Here is a 16,900-nt window from a genome sequence, read left to right on the forward strand (position 1 = left end):
TTGCCCATAACTGCCCGTAATTGCCCGCGCATGGACGCACCCTCGACCCATCGGAGACATTGAATGACCAGCTACGCCGAGTTTTACCGCCGCTCCATCGAACAGCCCGACGCCTTCTGGACCGAGCAGGCCCAACTGATCGACTGGCACCGGCCCTTCACCCGCGTCTGCAACTTTGACAAGCCGCCGTTCGCACACTGGTTTGAAGGTGGGCAGACCAACCTGTGCCACAACGCGGTCGACAGGCACCTGGCCACCCGGTCCGACCAGCCGGCGCTGATTTATGTGTCCACCGAAACCGGCGTGGAAAGAACCTACACCTTCCGCGAGCTGCACCAGGAAGTGCAGCGCATGGCCGCCAGCCTGAAGGCCATGGGCGTGGTCAAGGGCGACCGCGTGCTGATCTACATGCCGATGATTGCCGAAGCGGCCTTTGCCATGCTGGCCTGCGCGCGCATCGGTGCCATTCATTGCGTGGTGTTCGGCGGTTTTGCCAGCGGCTCGCTGGCCTCGCGCATTGACGACGCCACGCCGCGCGTCATCATCAGCGCCGATGCCGGCTCGCGCGGCGGCAAGGTGGTGGCGTACAAGCCGTTGCTCGATGAAGCCATCAAGCTGTCGAAGCACAAGCCCGAAGTGGTGCTGCTGGTCGACCGCGGGCTTGCACCGATGGAGCATGTGGCCGGCCGTGACCTGCTGTGGAGCGACCTGCGCGCCAAGTACATGAGCGCGCATGTGCCCTGCGAATGGCTGGACTCCACTGACATCAGCTACACCATCTACACCAGCGGTACCACCGGCAAGCCCAAGGGCGTGCAGCGTGACACCGGCGGCTACGCGGTGGCGCTGGCCGCCAGCATGAAGCATATTTTTGATGGGCGGCCAGGGGAGACCTACTTCTCCACCAGCGACATCGGCTGGGTGGTGGGGCACAGCTACATCATCTACGGCCCGCTCATCGCCGGCATGGCCACCATCATGTACGAGGGCCTGCCGACACAGGGCCTGGACGGCCAGCCCAATGGCGGCATCTGGTGGAGCCTGGTCGAAAAGTACAAGGTCACAGGCATGTTCAGCGCGCCGACCGCGGTGCGGGTGCTGAAAAAACAGGACCCGGCACTGCTCAAGAAATACGACCTCTCCAGCCTGCGCGCGCTGTATCTGGCGGGTGAGCCGCTGGATGAGCCCACAGCGCGCTGGATCAGCGAGGGCCTGAACGTGCCCATCATCGACAACTACTGGCAGACCGAAACCGGCTGGCCGCTGCTGACGGTGGCCAACGGCGTGGAGAAAACACCCAGCAAGTTCGGCAGCCCTGGCATTCCGATGTATGGCTACCGTGTCAAGCTGCTCCATGAATCGACCGGCGAGGAACTGACCCAGCCAAATGAAAAAGGCGTGGTGGTGCTGGAAGGTCCGACGCCCCCCGGCTTCATGCAGACGGTGTGGCAGGACGACGCCCGCTTTGTGAACACCTATTGGAAGAGCGTTCCCGGCAAGATGGTTTACAGCACCTTCGACTGGGGCATTCGCGACGAAGACGGCTACTACTTCATACTCGGCCGCACCGACGACGTGATCAATGTGGCGGGCCACCGGCTGGGCACGCGCGAGATCGAGGAAAGCATTTCTGGCCATGCAGGCGCGGCCGAGGTCGCGGTGGTGGGCGTGGCCGACGCGCTGAAGGGCCAGGTGGCCATGGCATTTGTGGTACCCAAGGATTCCACCGTCCTCACGGATCCCGCCGCCGCGATGAAGCTGGAAGGCGAGATCATGAAGCGGGTGGATGGCGACCTGGGCGCCGTGGCCCGGCCATCACGCGTGCGCTTTGTCAGCGTGCTGCCCAAGACGCGCAGCGGCAAGCTGCTGCGCCGCGCCATCCAGGCGGTGTGCGAAGGGCGCGATGCCGGCGACCTGACGACCATGGATGACCCCGCGTCGCTGCAGCAAATCCGGGACCGCATGGCGTCCTGAGGCGCTTGCCGCTAGCATGCGGTGAACTGCCCCGGAGCCGCGCCATGGACAACATCGATCTGGAAGTACTGAAAACCTGCTCGCACTGGCTGGCCAGTGGCCTGCGCGCCGAGCTGGTCACCGTGCTGCGCACCTGGGGCTCCAGCCCCCGGCCACCCGGCTCCATGCTGGCGATTTGCGAAGACGGGCGGGTGGTCGGCTCTGTATCGGGCGGCTGCATTGAAGACGACATGATCGACAAGGCGCGGCGTGAGGGGCTGACGCGCCGCACGCCGGCCATCGTCACCTACGGCATCACCGCCGACGAGGCGCACCGCTTCGGCCTGCCGTGCGGTGGCACCATCGAGCTCGCCATTGAACCGCTGACGGCTGCCAGCCGGATCGACACGCTGCTGGCTAAACTTGAAGCCGGTGAACTGGTGGCGCGCCGGCTCGACATGCAGACGGGCGCCGTCACACTGAGTGCTGCCCAGCCCAGCCAGCCCATGCATGTGTCGGAAGCGGCGTTGGTCACGGTGCACGGGCCGCGCTGGCGCTTGCTGGTCATTGGCGCCGGGCAACTGTCGCGTTTTGTGGCGCAGATTGCGCAGGGCATGGACTACCAGGTGACGGTGTGCGACCCGCGCGAGGAATACCGCGATTCCTGGTCCGTGCCCGGCGTGCCCCTAGCCACCGGCATGCCCGACGACGTGGTGCAGGCCATGAAGCTCGACGCACGTTGCGCCGTGATTGCGCTCACACACGATCCCAAGCTGGACGACCTGGCGCTGATGGAAGCGCTGCGCTCCGAGGCGTTCTATGTGGGCGCCATCGGCTCACGCGTGAACAACCAGCGCCGCAGGGAACGGCTGGCCGAACACTTTGAGATGACTGACGCCGAGCTCGACCGGCTGCACGGGCCCATCGGCCTTTACATCGGCAGCAAGACGCCACCAGAGATTGCCATTTCCATACTGGCCGAGTTGACGGCGGTGAAGAACGGCGTCGATACCCGGCGGGTGTCTGGTGTGGCTGCCGCCAAGGAAGAAGCTGGCATCGCGCCGACCGGCGAGGTGTGCTTTCTCCCGAAGGATTGAGCGGCTCGCTGGATCAGCCCAACGATCAACCCAGCTGCCGCGCCAGCAGCGCGGCGACATGAATCGCCTCGCGCTGCGCGCCGTCGTGGATCTGGTGGCGGCAACTGGTGCCGTCGGCCACCACCACCGCACCGGGCTGCTGGCGCACGGCGGGCAGCAGGCTAAGTTCCGCCATCTGCATCGACACGTCATAGTGCCCCGCCTCGTAGCCAAAACTGCCGGCCATGCCGCAGCAGCTTGACTCGATCAATTCGGGTTTGGCGCCGGGGATCATCTTGAGCACTTCCATGATCGGCGTGACCGCGCCAAAAGCCTTCTGGTGGCAGTGGCCGTGAAGCAGCAGCGGCTCGGCCATCGGCTTGAGTTGGTCTTTCAGCGCCTTCAGCTTGCCAGCCGAGGCTTCGCGCGCCAGGAACTCTTCCAGCAACATCGCCTGCCCGCTCACGGTTTCAGCCGCTGCGCCCAGTCCCATGGCCAGCATTTCGTCGCGCAGCGTGAGCAGGCATGATGGCTCCAGCCCGACGATGGCAATGCCTTTTTCGGCGAAGGGCAGCAGGGCGTCCAGCAGTTCTTTTGCCTTGGTGCGTGCCTCGTCCACCATGCCGGTAGCCAGATAGGTGCGACCGCAGCACAGGGCCTTGCCGTCTGCCACCGCCTTGGTGGCCACGTGCACGGTGTAGCCGGCGGCCTGAAGCACTTTCAGTGCGGCGCTGGCGTTGTCAGACTCCAGATAACCGTTGAAGGTATCGACAAACAGCACCACAGGCCGTGTGGCGACCAGAACCTGCTCCCGCGATGCGCTGCGCCGGGGGGTGTTGAAGAAGTGGCTGCTCTTCCACTGCGGCAAGGTGCGGCGTGCCGACAGGCCCATGAGCTTTTCGCTAAGCAGTGCGAGGCCCGGAATGCGGTCGCGCAGGTTCAGCAGCGGCGCCAGTCGGGCGGCCCAGGGCGCGTAGTCGGGGAGGCGGGCCACCAGCTTGTCTTTGAGGGTGTGGCCGTGCCGGGCCTTGTAGTGGTGAAGAAACTCCACCTTCATCTTGGCCATGTCCACGCCGGTCGGACAGTCGCGCTTGCATCCCTTGCAGCCCACGCAGAGGTCCATCGCTTCGTGCACGACTTCGCTGGTGAATGCGTCCTGTGCGTTCATGCCTTCGAGTTGACCGCTGAGTGCCATCCGCAGCGTGTTGGCGCGGCCGCGCGTCAGGTGCTTCTCGTCGCGCGTCACGCGGTAGCTGGGGCACATGGTGCCGGCGTCGAACTTGCGGCAGTGGCCATTGTTGTTGCACATCTCCACCGCCTTGGCGAAGCCCTGTGCGGGGTCGCCACCGGTGCCGGGTGCGCTCGTCAGCTCGGTGACCGGGTCGTTCTGCACGTTCCATGCGCTCCAGTCCAGCGCGGTCTGGATCGGGATGACCTTGTAGTGGGGCGGAAAGCGCATCAGGCGCGCATCGTCCATCTTGGGCGCGTCAATAATGCGCTGCGGGCACAGCAGGTTGATCGGGTCCATGAAGGTCTTGATCTGTGCAAAGGCCTCCATGATCTTCGGGCCAAACTGCCACTGCACCCATTCGCCGCGGCACAGGCCGTCGCCGTGTTCGCCGCTGTAGGCGCCCTTGTAGTGGCGCACCAGGGCCGAGGCTTCTTCAGCGATGGCGCGCATCTTCTGGCCACCATCGCGCCGCATGTCCAGAATCGGTCGCACATGCAGCGTGCCCACTGACGCATGGGCGTACCAAGTGCCCTTGCTGCCGTACTTGCGGAACACCTGGGTCAGCGCGTCGGTGTATTCGGCCAGGTGCTCCAGCGGCACGGCGCAGTCTTCAATGAAGCTCACCGGTTTGCCGTCGCCCTTGAGGCTCATCATGATGTTCAGGCCCGCCTTGCGGACTTCCCACAGGTTTTTCTGCGGCGCGTCGTCGATCATCTCGACCACGGAACCGGGCAGGCCCAGTTCGCCCATCAGGTCCACCAGCTGTTTGATCTTGGGTGTCAGCTCAGCCTTGGACGCGCCCGAGAACTCCACCAGCAAAATCGCATCGGGCTGGCCGATCAGCGCGGTGCGCACCGTGGGCGCAAAGGCGGGGTTCTGCAACGACAGCTCGATCATGGTGCGGTCGACCAGTTCGACCGCTGTCAGCGCACCATCGCCCAGCTTGGCGATGTGCTGGGCCGAGTCCATGGCCTTGTAGAAGGTCGGAAAGTTCACCACGCCCAGCACCTTGGTGCGCGGCAGCTCGCTCAGTTGCAGCTTCAATGATTTCGTGAGGGCCAGCGTGCCTTCGCTGCCGACCAGCAGGTGCGCGAGGTTGACCGAGCCGTCGGCGGTGTAGGGCTTCTCGTTCTGGTTGTGGAAGATGTCCAGGTTGTAGCCCGCCACGCGGCGCAGCACCTTGGGCCAGTGCGCTTCGAGCTCGGGGCGCAGTTGGTCGGCGAGGGTCTTGACGTAGTCGCCCAGTTCCCGCGCCGCGCCGCTGGCCGTGTCGTAGCGGCCCAGCTCCAGCAGCGTGCCGTCAGAACGCCAGGCGCTGGCACCAATGACGTTGTGCACCATGTTGCCGTAGGCAATGCTGCGGCTGCCGCAGGAGTTGTTGCCGGCCATGCCGCCCAGCGTGGCCTGCGCGCTGGTCGAAACATCGACCGGGTACCAGAGGCCGTGCTTCTTAAGGCTGGCGTTCAGGTGGTCCAGCACGATGCCGGGCTCCACCTCTGCGGTGCGCGCCTCGGTGTCGAGCTGCAGCACCTTGCGCATGTACTTGCTGTGGTCCATCACCAGGCCTGCGCCCACGGTCTGGCCGCACTGGCTGGTGCCACCGCCACGCGGCACCAGCGGCACTTGCAAGTCGCGGCAGATGTCGAGCGCGGTTTTCACATCGGCTGCCGTGCGCGGCACAAACACGCCCACGGGCATCTGCTGGTAAATCGATGCGTCGGTAGCGTAACGGCCACGGTCGGCTGGGGAAAACAGTACCTCGCCTGTGGTCTCGGCAGCGAGGCGCTGCGCCAGTTTGCCGGCCACTTCGTTGCTGACGCGGGCCACGTCGTCATAGGCCTGGGCGGCGGTGCTTCGGGTGATGTTCAGGGGAAGGGGAGCGTTCATCGGTGTTCTACAGGGTTAGCGCGGTGCAGGGTCCGGGCTTGAAAGTTGGGGGCAACAGCTCGTGCAGAGGTCGCGACGGGTCGATCAGGCGCTGGACGCGCTCGCGGTCTGATCGGTGAGGGCGGCTGTGCCCTGGCTGCGCAGCTGCTGGATGACGGTGTCGAGCTTGTTGGCCAGGTGGCTGGCCATCACGGTGCGCATGGCAGCCGCGTCGCGTGCACTCAGGGCGGCGACCATCTGCTCGTGTTCCTTCACGGCCTCGCGCCATTTTTCCTCGTTCTGGTTGGAGCGAAAGCGCAGCGCCTGCAGCCGGGCGTTGACCTGGTTGTAGGTGTTCATCAGCACCGGGTTTTTGGCAGCAGCGTTGATGGCGCGGTGAATGGCGGCATTGAGCCGGTAGTAAGTGGGCAGGTCGCGCCGTGTGTAGGCCGCCAGCATCTCGTAGTGCATGGCCTTGATCTCGGCGAGTTCGGCGTCGGTAATACGCTGGGCGGCCAGCTCGCCCGACTGGGCTTCCAGCCCAGCCATCACTTCAAAGGTGTTGAGCACATCGGCTTCGGTCAGCTCGACCGCAATCGCGCCGCGGTTGGGCAGCAGCTCGACCAGACCCTCGGCAGCCAGCATCTTGATGGCTTCGCGCAGCGGGGTGCGGGAGACCTTGAGTTCTTCGCTCAGCTCGCGTTCGTTGAGCTTGGCGCCCGGCGGGATGCGGTTTTCCACCAGCATCTGGCGCAGCCGGTGGGCCACCTGTTCGTGCAGTGCCGAACGGGGGATAGAGATGATTTCAGCAGACATTGCAAGATTTTGTATGCAAAAAAATACCCTGTCAAATGACCTGCCAAGCGCAGTACAAACCCGAATAAGCTCCATTTTCGATTGACAAATGAATTTTGTATGCAAAAAATGCCCCATCCGTTTAATTTCCGGCCGTAGTCGGACTGACCCCCAGGAGACCTTTCTTTCATGTTGACGCTCGACTTCCACCCCACTGGCCGCCACTTTCTGCAGATTCCTGGCCCCTCACCGGTGCCAGACCGCGTGTTGCGAGCCATGAGCCTGCCCACCATTGACCATCGCGGCCCCGAGTTCGCAGCACTGGGCCTGAAGGTGCTGGCCGACATCAAGAAGGTGTTTCAGACCCGCCAGCCGGTGATGATTTACCCCGCATCGGGCACCGGCGCGTGGGAAGCCGCGCTGGTTAACACCCTCAACATCGGCGACCACGTGCTGATGTACGAGACCGGCCATTTCGCCGCGCTCTGGCAAAAGCTGGCGACGCGCCTGGGCCTTAAAACCGAAGTGCTGTCCTACCCCGGTGCGGAGGTGTGGCGCCACGGCGTGCAGGCTTCGCTGATTGAAGAGCGGCTCAAGGCCGACACGCAGCACAGCATCAAGGCGGTGTGCGTGGTGCACAACGAAACATCGACCGGCGTGACCAGCAACATCGCAGCCGTCCGCCGCGCCATCGATGCCGCCAAACACCCGGCTCTGCTGCTGGTGGACACGATCTCGGGTCTGGGCTCCGCCGACTACCGCCACGACGAGTGGGGCGTGGACGTCAGCATCAGTGGCTCGCAGAAAGGCCTGATGCTGCCACCCGGCATCAGCTTCAATGCGGTGTCAGCCAAAGCGATTGAGGCCAGCAAGAAGGCCACGCTGCCCAAGTCCTTCTGGGCCTGGGACGAGATCATCGAGATGAACAAGACCGGCTACTGGCCGACCACGCCCAACACCAACCTGCTGTACGCGCTCAGTGAAGCCTGTGACATGCTGCTGGAGCATGGGCTGGAGACCGTGTTCGCACGCCACCAGCGCTGGGGCGAGGGCGTGCGCTCGGCGGTGAAGGCCTGGGGTCTGCAAATCCAGTGCGCCGACCCGTCGGTGTATTCGCCCATTCTCACCGGTGTGATGACGCCTGAGGGTGTGGACGCCGACGCGGTGCGAAAGATCATTTACGAGCGTTTTGACTGCTCGCTCGGCACCGGTCTGGGCAAGGTCAAGGGCAAGATGTTCCGCATCGGCCACCTCGGCGATTGCAACGACCTGACCCTGATGGCTGCCCTCAGCGGCTGCGAGATGGGGCTGAAGCTGGCCGGCGTGAAGCTGGCGGGCTCTGGCGTGCAGGCCGCGATGGACTATTTCTCCAGCCACGCGGCGGTGGTTCCGCAGCGCAAGGCGGCCTGAGTCCGCTTCACCCGACTTTCAGAGTTCCCCCGACTTCACGCCCACAGCGTATGGGCAGGCCTTTTTGCCATTCTTTTCATTCACATACAGAAGGAGACAACACCATGCAACGCAGAACTTTCATTCACGCCACCACCGCCACCGCCGCCGCTCTGGCGGCCCCTATGCTGAGGGCGCAGACCCTGCCGACCGGCCCGGTCCGCATCATCGTGGGCTTTGCACCGGGGGGCGGCACCGACATTCTGGCGCGCGTCATCGGCCAGAAGCTGGGTGACATGTGGAAGACGCAGGTGATTGTCGAGAACAAGGCGGGCGCCTCGGGCACCATCGCGGCCGAGTACGTGTCCAAGCAGCCCGGCGATGGCGCGACGCTGCTGATGGCGCACATCAACAGCCAAGCCATCACCCCCGGCCTGCAGAAGGTCAACTACGACCCGGCCAAGGATTTCCAGCCCATCGTGCTGGTCGGCGTCACGCCCAACCTGCTGATCTGCAATGAAAGCCAACCCGCCAAGACCGTGAAAGACCTGGTCGAACTGTGCCGAGCCAACCCCGGCAAGATCAGCTTCGGCTCTGCCGGCACCGGCAGCGCGCAGCATCTGGCACTCGAAATGTTCATGCTGGCAGCCAAGGTCAAGGCCATCCACGTGCCGTACAAGGGCTCTGGCCCCATGCTCACCGACCTGATCGGCGGCACCATCAACTACAGCTTCGACACCATGACGGCCGCGACGCCTCATGTGAAGAGCGGAAAAGCGATTGCAATCGCCCAGACGCGTCAGAACCGCGTTGCTGCCTATGCCAACGTGCCAACCATGGCAGAGTCCGGCTTCCCCGGCTTTGAAGCGACCACTTGGTACGGCCTGGCAGCACCGGCCAAGATGCCTGTGGCCATGGCCAAGCGCATGAACGAAGACATCAACAAGGTCATGCAGATGCCCGACGTGATGGAGCGGCTGGCGGCTTCGGGCGCGCAGGACGGCGGTGGTTCCACCGAGAAGTTCGGCGAGTTCATGGCGGCCGAGCAGATCAAGTGGGCCAAGATCATCAAGGACGGTGGCGTCAAAGGAGAGGGTTGACCCCCCCATGATGACCTTTGGTCATCATCCCCTCAGGGGGCGCCGCATGTGGCCCGGCAAAGCCGGTTCCACTGCGGCCACTGGTAAAGACATTGCTGGAGTTCTTGTATGAGGCCATTGCCATTGGAGGGGGTGCGGGTGCTGGACATCAGCCAGGTGATGGCGGGGCCCTATGCCTGCATGTTGCTGGCGGATCTGGGCGCTGACGTCATCAAGATCGAGCCGCCGGGCACGGGTGACCAGACGCGGGGTTCGATGGGTTTCAAGATGAAGGGGCCCGACTCCATGGGCTTCCTGAACATGAACCGTAACAAGCGCAGCGTCACGCTGAACCTGAAATCAAAAGCGGGCCGCGAGGTGCTGCTGCGCATGGCGAAAGACGCCGACATCCTGATTGAGAACTACCGTCCCGGTGCGATGAAGCGCCTCGGTCTCGGCTATGAAGACCTGAAAGTGGTCAACCCCAAGCTGGTCTACACCAGCATCTCGGGCTTCGGCCAGACCGGGCCGTGGTCAGACCGGCCGGGCTTTGATCTGATGGCGCAGGCCATGTCCGGGGTGATGAGCGTGACGGGTTACCCCGATTCGCCGCCGGTGAAATGCGGTGTGCCGGTGGCCGACATCGGCTGCGCGCTGTTTGCGGTCTACGGCACGCTGTCGGCCTACATCGGCGCCAAAAACACCGGGCAGGGGCAGTATGTCGACGCCTCGCTGTTCGATACCGCGCTGGCCTTCTCGGTGTGGGACATCTGCGATTACTGGGGCACCGGCAAACCGCCGCAGCCGCTGGGCACCTCGAACAAGATGACCGCCCCGTACCAGGCCATGGCCTGCTCTGACGGCTACTTCGTGATGGGTGCGAACAACCAGAAATTGTGGGAAAAGCTCTGCCGCCTGATGGGCCGTGAGGAACTGCTGGCCGACGAGCGCTTCAAGACGATCTCGCTGCGGCTCAATAACCGTTCTGCGCTGGAAGCCGAGCTGGAAAAAACCTTCCGGCAGCAGACCAAGGACTACTGGGTTGGAACGCTGCTGGACGCTGGCATACCGGCTGGCCCCATCCTGACCTATCCGGAGGCGTTCGAGGGCGAACATGGCACTGCACGCCAGATGAAGATGGAAATTGACCACCCGATCGAAGGCAAGGTGCCCAACATCGGCTTTGCGGTCAAGCTTTCGGGCACGCCGCAGCAGGTGCGCCGCCACCCGCCGTTGCTTGGCGAACATAACGACGAACTGCTGGCTGAGCTGGGCATTGACGCCGCAGGTCGGGCGGAGCTGGAAGCGCAGGGCGCCTTCGCACCATGAGCACTGCGGAGGAAGGAGCCGTACGCCTTCGCATTGAAGGCCCCGTCGCCTCAGTGCTGTTCGACCGCCCGCAGGCCCGTAATGCAATGACATGGGCCATGTACAGCCAGCTGATGCACATCTGCGACCAGCTCTCAGCCGACGCATCGGTGCGTGTCGTGACCTTCCGCGGCGCTGGTGGCGAGGCCTTTGTGGCGGGTACCGACATCGAACAGTTCACCGCCTTTGGCAGCGAACGCCCGGCCGGTGACGATGGGGTGGCCTACGAAAAGCAGATCGACAAGTGCATCCAGAAGCTCGAATCGCTGCCCATGCCCACGCTGGCCATCATCGAGGGCTGGACGATTGGTGGCGGACTCGCGATCGCCACGACCTGCGATTTCCGCATTGCCACACCGGCCTCGCGCTTCGGTGTACCGATCGCGAAGACCTTGGGCAATTGCCTGTCGGTGGCCAATCTGGCGCGTCAGGTGGCGGTATGGGGTTTGCCGCGCGTCAAGCGCATGCTGCTGCTGGCCGAGGTGCTGAACGCGGACGAGGCGCTGGCCTGCGGCTTCCTGAAGGATGTGGTCGACGCCTCCGGCATCGACGAGGCTGCGGCCAGCCTGTGCAGCCGCCTGGTCGCGCTGGCGCCGGTGACCCAGCAGGTCAGCCGCGAGGCGTTGCGGCGCATCGTCGCCTACGGCCTGCCCGCCGATGAGGACCTGATTCACCGTTGCTACGGCAGCGAAGACTTCCACGAAGGCGTGAGCGCGTTTGTGGGCAAGCGCAGCCCGCAATGGCAGGGGCGTTGACTGCTGCCCATCGGTCGGCGAGTGGGCCTGCCTGATCCGAAAAGTGTTTGAAAAGGGCTTGAACAGGGCTCTGTTTTTTCACCACTCAGGCCGGCTTCGGTCTATGCTTGTGTGACGGGTGGCATTGCCCGCAAGCCCAAGGATGGAATATGTACAAGCGAATCTTGTTGGCGTATGACGGCTCCGAGGCGGGGCAAAAAGCCTTGCTCGACTGCAACGAAGTGGCGCAATGGAGTCAGTCGGAACTGTTTTTGATTGCGGTGATGCCGCTGCCCCTTGGTTTCAGCGGTGTGGAAGGCGGCGTGTACAACGAGGAGCTGGAAGAGGCCGAAAAAGAAAAGTACCAGGCGGTGCTGGACGACGGGCTCAAGCGGCTGGCGCAGGCCGGTCACACCGCCCGCGGCGAGGTGCTGACGGGCGACTCGACCGACGTCATTGTTCGCCAGGCGACCACCCACAAAGCCGACCTGATTGTGGTCGGCCACAAGCATCTGGACAGCTGGGCGGCGCGCTGGTGGCGCGGGTCGGTGTCGAAGGCGCTGATCGAGCGTGCGCCCTGCAGCGTGCTGGTGGTCATCACCCGTTGATCATTACCCGTTGAGCCACCAGGCGCCTCAGTCTGGCTGAGGCGTCTTGGGCTTGAAGCTGCAGTAGGGCACCACGCCACATTGCCAGCACATCGGCTTGCGTGCCAGACACACATAGCGCCCGTGCAGGATCAGCCAGTGGTGCGCGTCCACCAGGTACTCGGCCGGGATGCGCTTGAGCAGTTTCAACTCCACTTCCAGCGGTGTTTTTCCGGACGCAAGGCCGGTGCGGTTGCCGAGCCGGAAGATGTGCGTGTCCACCGCCATGGTGGCCTCGCCGAAAGCTGAGTTCAGCACCACATTGGCCGTCTTGCGGCCCACGCCCGGCAGCGCTTCGAGCGCTTCGCGGCTGCGCGGCACCACGCCACCATGCCGCTCCACCAGGATGCGGCAGGTCTCCATCAGGTGTCTGGCCTTGCTGCGGTAAAGGCCGATGGTCTTGATATAAGCCTCCAGTCCCTCAAGGCCCAGGTCCAGAATCTTCTGCGGCGTGTTGGCCACCGGAAAGAGCTTGCGCGTGGCCTTGTTGACACCCACATCGGTCGCCTGCGCGCTCAGCAGCACGGCCGTGAGCAACTCGAAAACGCTGGTGTATTCCAGCTCCGTCACCGGCATCGGGTTGGCGGCTTTCAGGGTGGCGAAGAAGGGGGCGATGTCGGCGGATTTCATGCGAAGAGTGTATCGGCGCGCCTCACTTCATTCACGTTTCATTCGCGTCGCCCAAGAGCGCATTTTTCCGGATGATGCCCGGGTCACGCGCAGCGCACACCCGTCAGTGTGCGACGCCACGGCCCACCTGGCGACGCATCCGCCAGGCCGCGCCTAAGCCTGCCGCCAGCACTAAAAAAGCCAGCGCCGGAACGAGCAGCAAGCTGCTCTGCGCGTGGTACACCGCCGAAGTGCTCTCATCAAAGTAGCGGCCTTCTTCGTTGAAGAGATCCCGATACGGCCAGTACAGACTGAAATAGAGAAACCAGAAGCAGAGCGAAGCACCCATGCAGACCCATGTGGCCACTGAAAGCAAAGCTTGGGAGTGACGGGCTGTGTTTACTGAGGGCAAAGACGTCTTTCTGCGCAAATCTGGTCAGGCGGCGGATCAAATAGTCGGTCAGGCGGCCAGCCGCGGTACGTCCCACGCCGAATTCGGAGGTGGGCCAGCCTGCTGCAACTGTTCGCGCACCACCTCCCAGATACCGGCGCAGTTATCGGGTGTGGTGATGTCACCGATCACGTAGTCCAGCCCGGCGGTCTGCGCCATGTGGCGCATTCGCTGGTGGGTGATGGAATCGGGCGCCACACCCAGCAGGCAGGGCGCGACGGGCAGGCCCTCACAGGCGGCGACCATGCGTGTCATGAGGTCGTCATCAAAGGGTGGCGAGCCGGTGAACAGCATCACGAAGTAGGGCCAGTCGGGCAGGAAGGCGCGCCGCAGTCCGTGGGAAAGGCCGGTGCGTGCCACGGCAATCATGCGGCAGGGGTGGTCGTTCTCCATGAAATCCACGTATTCGCTGCTGCCGTCCATGTCGCGCTCCCCGGCGAACCGGCGCCGCACCACGGGTTCGCCATGTTGCGCTGCCAGCCATTCGACCATGTCAAACGCGGCATTGCCACTGGCGGCGCAGATGCCGACGCGGTGAAAGGCCTCCGGGTCGGGCAGGGCCTGTGCGCGGGTGAGTTGCATGGGGGCAGACAGGCGACGCAGCACCGAAGGCGGTGAGTACTGCTTGCCTTTTTCAAGCTGCTCGCGCAGCGCGATCACACGCCGGCCGAACTGCACTGCGGGCTCGGTCGACTGGGACATGGCCATCGACCACGGTGTGTGCAGCAGGCGCAAGCCCCGGCTGATGTGCAGCGTGTGCAGCGAGTGGTGGCGCGGGTCATGTTGAAGGTGTTGCAGCAGGCCGCGCAGTGCGGCGGATGGCCCTTCGGCCCAATGGACGAACCAGCCGCTCTGGTAATGCAGCACGGCGTGAATGCCGTGGGGGTTGTTCTTGTCGAGCGCGCGTGAGCGGATGCGTTCCATCTCACCAAAAATGGCTCCCTTCAGGGTGGACATGCTGGCGGTTACGACACGCTCAACTTCGACTTCCCCGGGGCCAGCAACAAAAGGCGCTGCCTTGTTGACCATCGCTCAATGGTGCCAAAGTGAAAAATCCGCGTCAATCCCCAAGGAATGAAACAGATTGTGAGTGTCACGGTGAATATTGGCGAAAATGGAGGCTTCGAAGGAACCCAACATGCCCCTGCAATTCGCCGACCGCCTGAACAACGTAGAAACCTCTGCCATCCGTGAACTTTTCAAACTGCTGGGCAAGCCCGGCATCATCAGTTTTGCAGGGGGGTTTCCAGACCCGGCGATGTTCGATGTGGAGGGCATTCGCGAAGCCAGCAACGAGGCGCTGACAGACGAACCGGGCGGCGCACTCCAGTACGGCGCTACGGAGGGCTATGGCCCGCTGCGCGACCAGCTCAGCGCCTTGATGGCGACCAAGGGCGCCCGCGTGCAGGCCGAACAGCTCATCGTCACCACCGGCAGCCAGCAGGCGCTGGACCTGCTCGGCAAGACCATGATTTCGCCGGGCGACAAGGTCATTGTGGAGGGCCCGACCTTTCTCGCCACCATCCAGTGCTTTCGGCTCTACGGCGCCGAGCTCATCAGCGCGCCGATTGACGCCGAGGGCGTGAAAACCGACGAACTGGAGCAGCTCATCGCGCAGCACAAGCCGAAATTCGTTTACCTGATTCCCACCTTCGGAAACCCCAGCGGTGCCATGCTGAGCATGGAACGCCGCAAGAAGGTGCTGGAGATGGCCGTCAGGTACAACACGCTGATTGTGGAAGACGACCCTTACGGCGAGCTTTATTTTGGCGAGCCTCCACCGCCTTCAATGCTGGCCCTGAGCGAAAGCGTGCCGGGCTCGCGCGAGCTGCTGGCGCACTGCGGCTCGCTCAGCAAGGTACTGTCGCCCGGTTTGCGCGTGGGCTGGATGATTGCCCCCGCCGAGCTGCTGGCCAAGGCCACCATGTGCAAGCAGTTCAGCGATGCGCACACCAGCACCTTTGCACAGGCCACGGCGGCGCAGTACCTCAAGGCGGGCCGCATGCCAGCCATGCTGCTGAATGTGCGAAAGGTTTATGCCGAGCGTGCCGCGGCGATGGGCCGTGCGCTGCAGCAGACGCTGGGCGATGCGGTGGGCTTCACCCAGCCCGCAGGCGGCCTGTTCTTCTGGGCACGCCTGACCGGCGCAGGCGGCAAGACGCAGGACGCGGGCGATTTTGCAAAGAAGGCGATTGAGCAGGGGGTGGCCTTTGTGCCCGGCGCGCCTTTCTACGCGGCGCAGCCGGACATGTCGACTTTCCGGCTCAGCTTTGCCACGGCAGATGTGGCAAAGATTGAAGAGGGTGTGGGGCGGCTGGGCAAGGCGCTCTAAGTGTCGGCCCACGCTTCTGGGTCGCTCTCCGGACCAGCCTCCGGGCCGGCTTCCGGACCCATCTCGGCGGCCACGCGCCGGTCCATCCTGTTGCTGTCGTTGGCCACCTTCTCCAGCATGGCGGCTCAACGCATTTGCGACGCCATGCTGCCCGAGCTGGCGCGGGTGTTTGCGGTGGGTCTGCCTCAGGCGGCGCAAGTGGTGTCGGTGTTTGCCGTGACTTATGGCGTGTCGCAACTCTTTTACGGCCCGCTGGGCGACCGGCTGGGCAAGTTCCGCGTGGTGACCTTTGCGACGCTGGGCTGCTGCATCGGCAGTGCCCTGGCGCTGTTCGCCGCCAGCCTGGATACGCTGGTTTTTGCGCGGCTTCTGATGGCGCTGGGTGCTGCGGCCTTGATTCCGCTGGCGATGGCCTGGGTGGGAGATGCGGTCCCGGCTGACCAGTTGCAGGAAATGCTGACCCGCACCGGTCTCGGTAGCACGCTGGGTATTGTGGGTGGCCAGTTGATGGGTGGCCTGCTCACCGACGCGCTGGGCTGGCGCTGGGCTTTCGGGTTCCTGCTGCTGCTCTTCAGTGTGGTGGGTTTGCTGCTGTTCCGCGATCTGCGCCTTCAGAACGCGGCGACGGTCTCTGTCTCACCTGTTCCGCCCGTCGCGTCGGGCGCGCCTGCGGCCACCACTGCTGCACGCCCGCATTTCCTGAAGCAGGCGCTGGTCATTGTCAGTGGCAAATGGTCGCGCACCGTGCTGTTGATGGCGGTGGTGGAGGGCGCTGTGGGCTTTGGCGTGCTGGCCATGTGGGCCTCGCATTTGCACCGGTCCCTGGGTTTGCCGCTGTCGATGTGCGGCGCCATCGTGGCGCTGTTTGGCTTGGGTGGCGTGGGTTTCATGGTGGTGGGCCGGCGCCTGATTCGCCGCATGGGCCAGCAGGGTCTGGTGCTGGTGGGCGGCGCACTGGTCGGTGTGTCGGCACTGGTGCTGGCGTTCACGCCACACTGGGCACCGGCCATTCCCGCCAGCCTGCTGGCAGGGTTCGGGTTTTTCATGTTCCACAACACCATGCAGGCGAACGCCACGCAGATGATGCCGCAGGCGCGCGGCACGGCGGTGTCGCTGTTTGCCTCGTGCCTGTTTCTCGGCCAGTCGCTGGGGGTGGTACTGGCGGCTCTGCTGGTGGAGCGCATCGGCAGCAGCGCCGTGGTGGCCCTGGGTGGCGCCGCCATGGCGCTGGAGGGCGCGTACTTTGCATGGGCCCTGAAGCGGCGTGATGCCGCAGCCCGGCTGGCGGTTTGACGGTTGAAGCCCTGGGGTTGGGCAGGCGTCCTACAGCGCAGCAGCCGCCAAAAGCCTAGACTCGCGTCAGGTTTCTG

14 protein-coding genes are annotated in these 16,900 nt (G+C 64.1%); 9 read left to right on the plus strand and 5 right to left on the minus strand.

Features of this window, described 5'->3' with window-relative positions; translation table 11 throughout:
- Nucleotides 1–63 precede the first annotated feature (63 nt).
- Nucleotides 64–1,974, plus strand: coding sequence for a propionate--CoA ligase (locus AAG793_RS02705; RefSeq protein WP_341903681.1), 1,911 nt, complete (start codon nt 64–66; stop codon nt 1,972–1,974).
- Nucleotides 1,975–2,018: 44 nt separating this feature from the next.
- Nucleotides 2,019–3,050 (plus strand): XdhC family protein, encoded by a 1,032-nt coding sequence (locus AAG793_RS02710; RefSeq protein WP_341903684.1) that lies wholly within the window; start codon nt 2,019–2,021, stop codon nt 3,048–3,050.
- Between the two features lie 25 nt (nt 3,051–3,075).
- Here the strand turns inward: AAG793_RS02710 and AAG793_RS02715 are convergent, their stop codons facing one another.
- Both AAG793_RS02715 and AAG793_RS02720 read right to left on the minus strand, forming a co-directional pair.
- Nucleotides 3,076–6,147, minus strand: a complete 3,072-nt coding sequence (locus tag AAG793_RS02715) for an FAD-linked oxidase C-terminal domain-containing protein (protein WP_341903686.1) — start codon at nt 6,145–6,147, stop codon at nt 3,076–3,078.
- Nucleotides 6,148–6,231: 84 nt separating this feature from the next.
- The gene (locus AAG793_RS02720) at nt 6,232–6,942 is read right to left on the minus strand and encodes a GntR family transcriptional regulator (RefSeq protein WP_341903688.1); all 711 of its coding nucleotides are present in this window, start codon (nt 6,940–6,942) and stop codon (nt 6,232–6,234) included.
- A 168-nt stretch (nt 6,943–7,110) separates the two neighbouring features.
- Here AAG793_RS02720 and AAG793_RS02725 point away from each other — a divergent pair, with 168 nt between their 5' ends.
- The 5 genes from AAG793_RS02725 (at nt 7,111) to AAG793_RS02745 (ending at nt 12,099) form a co-directional block, all read left to right on the plus strand.
- Nucleotides 7,111–8,331, plus strand: a complete 1,221-nt coding sequence (locus AAG793_RS02725; protein ID WP_341903690.1) for an aminotransferase class V-fold PLP-dependent enzyme — start codon at nt 7,111–7,113, stop codon at nt 8,329–8,331.
- A gap of 104 nt (nt 8,332–8,435) precedes the next feature.
- A complete protein-coding gene (locus AAG793_RS02730) occupies nt 8,436–9,410 on the plus strand; it encodes a tripartite tricarboxylate transporter substrate binding protein (protein WP_341903693.1) in 975 nt (324 codons plus the stop codon).
- A 108-nt stretch (nt 9,411–9,518) separates the two neighbouring features.
- Nucleotides 9,519–10,718, plus strand: a complete 1,200-nt coding sequence (locus AAG793_RS02735; RefSeq protein WP_341903695.1) for a CoA transferase — start codon at nt 9,519–9,521, stop codon at nt 10,716–10,718.
- Nucleotides 10,715–11,512, plus strand: a complete 798-nt coding sequence (locus AAG793_RS02740; RefSeq protein ID WP_341903697.1) for an enoyl-CoA hydratase/isomerase family protein — start codon at nt 10,715–10,717, stop codon at nt 11,510–11,512. The genes AAG793_RS02735 and AAG793_RS02740 overlap by 4 nt, the downstream gene beginning before the upstream one ends.
- Nucleotides 11,513–11,661: 149 nt before the next feature.
- On the plus strand, nt 11,662–12,099 hold the full coding sequence (locus AAG793_RS02745) for a universal stress protein (protein ID WP_341903699.1): 438 nt from the start codon (nt 11,662–11,664) through the stop codon (nt 12,097–12,099).
- 27 nt (nt 12,100–12,126) lie between these two features.
- Here the strand turns inward: AAG793_RS02745 and nth are convergent, their stop codons facing one another.
- The 3 genes from nth to AAG793_RS02760 all read right to left on the minus strand — a co-directional run bounded on the left by nth (nt 12,127) and on the right by AAG793_RS02760 (nt 14,155).
- Complete coding sequence (nth, locus tag AAG793_RS02750) at nt 12,127–12,768, minus strand: endonuclease III (RefSeq protein WP_341903701.1); 642 nt, start codon at nt 12,766–12,768, stop codon at nt 12,127–12,129.
- A gap of 103 nt (nt 12,769–12,871) precedes the next feature.
- Nucleotides 12,872–13,096 (minus strand): hypothetical protein, encoded by a 225-nt coding sequence (locus tag AAG793_RS02755; RefSeq protein ID WP_341903704.1) that lies wholly within the window; start codon nt 13,094–13,096, stop codon nt 12,872–12,874.
- 111 nt (nt 13,097–13,207) lie between these two features.
- Nucleotides 13,208–14,155, minus strand: coding sequence for a BLUF domain-containing protein (locus tag AAG793_RS02760; RefSeq protein ID WP_341903706.1), 948 nt, complete (start codon nt 14,153–14,155; stop codon nt 13,208–13,210).
- A gap of 187 nt (nt 14,156–14,342) precedes the next feature.
- Here AAG793_RS02760 and AAG793_RS02765 point away from each other — a divergent pair, with 187 nt between their 5' ends.
- Nucleotides 14,343–15,530, plus strand: a complete 1,188-nt coding sequence (locus AAG793_RS02765) for a PLP-dependent aminotransferase family protein (protein ID WP_341905390.1) — start codon at nt 14,343–14,345, stop codon at nt 15,528–15,530.
- Nucleotides 15,531–16,823 carry an MFS transporter gene (locus AAG793_RS02770; protein ID WP_341903708.1) on the plus strand — a complete coding sequence of 431 codons (1,293 nt, stop codon included), beginning with the start codon at nt 15,531–15,533 and terminating at the stop codon, nt 16,821–16,823.
- The last annotated feature ends 77 nt before the right edge of the window (nt 16,824–16,900 follow it).

Origin of the sequence: Polaromonas sp. YR568, from assembly GCF_943372955.1 — a bacterium.
Taxonomy (GTDB): Bacteria; Pseudomonadota; Gammaproteobacteria; order Burkholderiales; family Burkholderiaceae_C; genus Polaromonas.

What these genes read in the sequence shown, in the direction of transcription:
- AAG793_RS02705 (WP_341903681.1), top strand. Translation starts at nt 64, where the DNA reads ATGACCAGCTACGCCGAGTTTTACCGCCGCTCCATCGAACAGCCCGAC.
- AAG793_RS02710 (WP_341903684.1), top strand. Translation starts at nt 2,019, where the DNA reads ATGGACAACATCGATCTGGAAGTACTGAAAACCTGCTCGCACTGGCTG.
- AAG793_RS02715 (WP_341903686.1), bottom strand. Translation starts at nt 6,147, where the DNA reads ATGAACGCTCCCCTTCCCCTGAACATCACCCGAAGCACCGCCGCCCAG.
- AAG793_RS02720 (WP_341903688.1), bottom strand. Translation starts at nt 6,942, where the DNA reads ATGTCTGCTGAAATCATCTCTATCCCCCGTTCGGCACTGCACGAACAG.
- AAG793_RS02725 (WP_341903690.1), top strand. Translation starts at nt 7,111, where the DNA reads ATGTTGACGCTCGACTTCCACCCCACTGGCCGCCACTTTCTGCAGATT.
- AAG793_RS02730 (WP_341903693.1), top strand. Translation starts at nt 8,436, where the DNA reads ATGCAACGCAGAACTTTCATTCACGCCACCACCGCCACCGCCGCCGCT.
- AAG793_RS02735 (WP_341903695.1), top strand. Translation starts at nt 9,519, where the DNA reads ATGAGGCCATTGCCATTGGAGGGGGTGCGGGTGCTGGACATCAGCCAG.
- AAG793_RS02740 (WP_341903697.1), top strand. Translation starts at nt 10,715, where the DNA reads ATGAGCACTGCGGAGGAAGGAGCCGTACGCCTTCGCATTGAAGGCCCC.
- AAG793_RS02745 (WP_341903699.1), top strand. Translation starts at nt 11,662, where the DNA reads ATGTACAAGCGAATCTTGTTGGCGTATGACGGCTCCGAGGCGGGGCAA.
- nth (WP_341903701.1), bottom strand. Translation starts at nt 12,768, where the DNA reads ATGAAATCCGCCGACATCGCCCCCTTCTTCGCCACCCTGAAAGCCGCC.
- AAG793_RS02755 (WP_341903704.1), bottom strand. Translation starts at nt 13,096, where the DNA reads ATGGGTGCTTCGCTCTGCTTCTGGTTTCTCTATTTCAGTCTGTACTGG.
- AAG793_RS02760 (WP_341903706.1), bottom strand. Translation starts at nt 14,155, where the DNA reads ATGTCCACCCTGAAGGGAGCCATTTTTGGTGAGATGGAACGCATCCGC.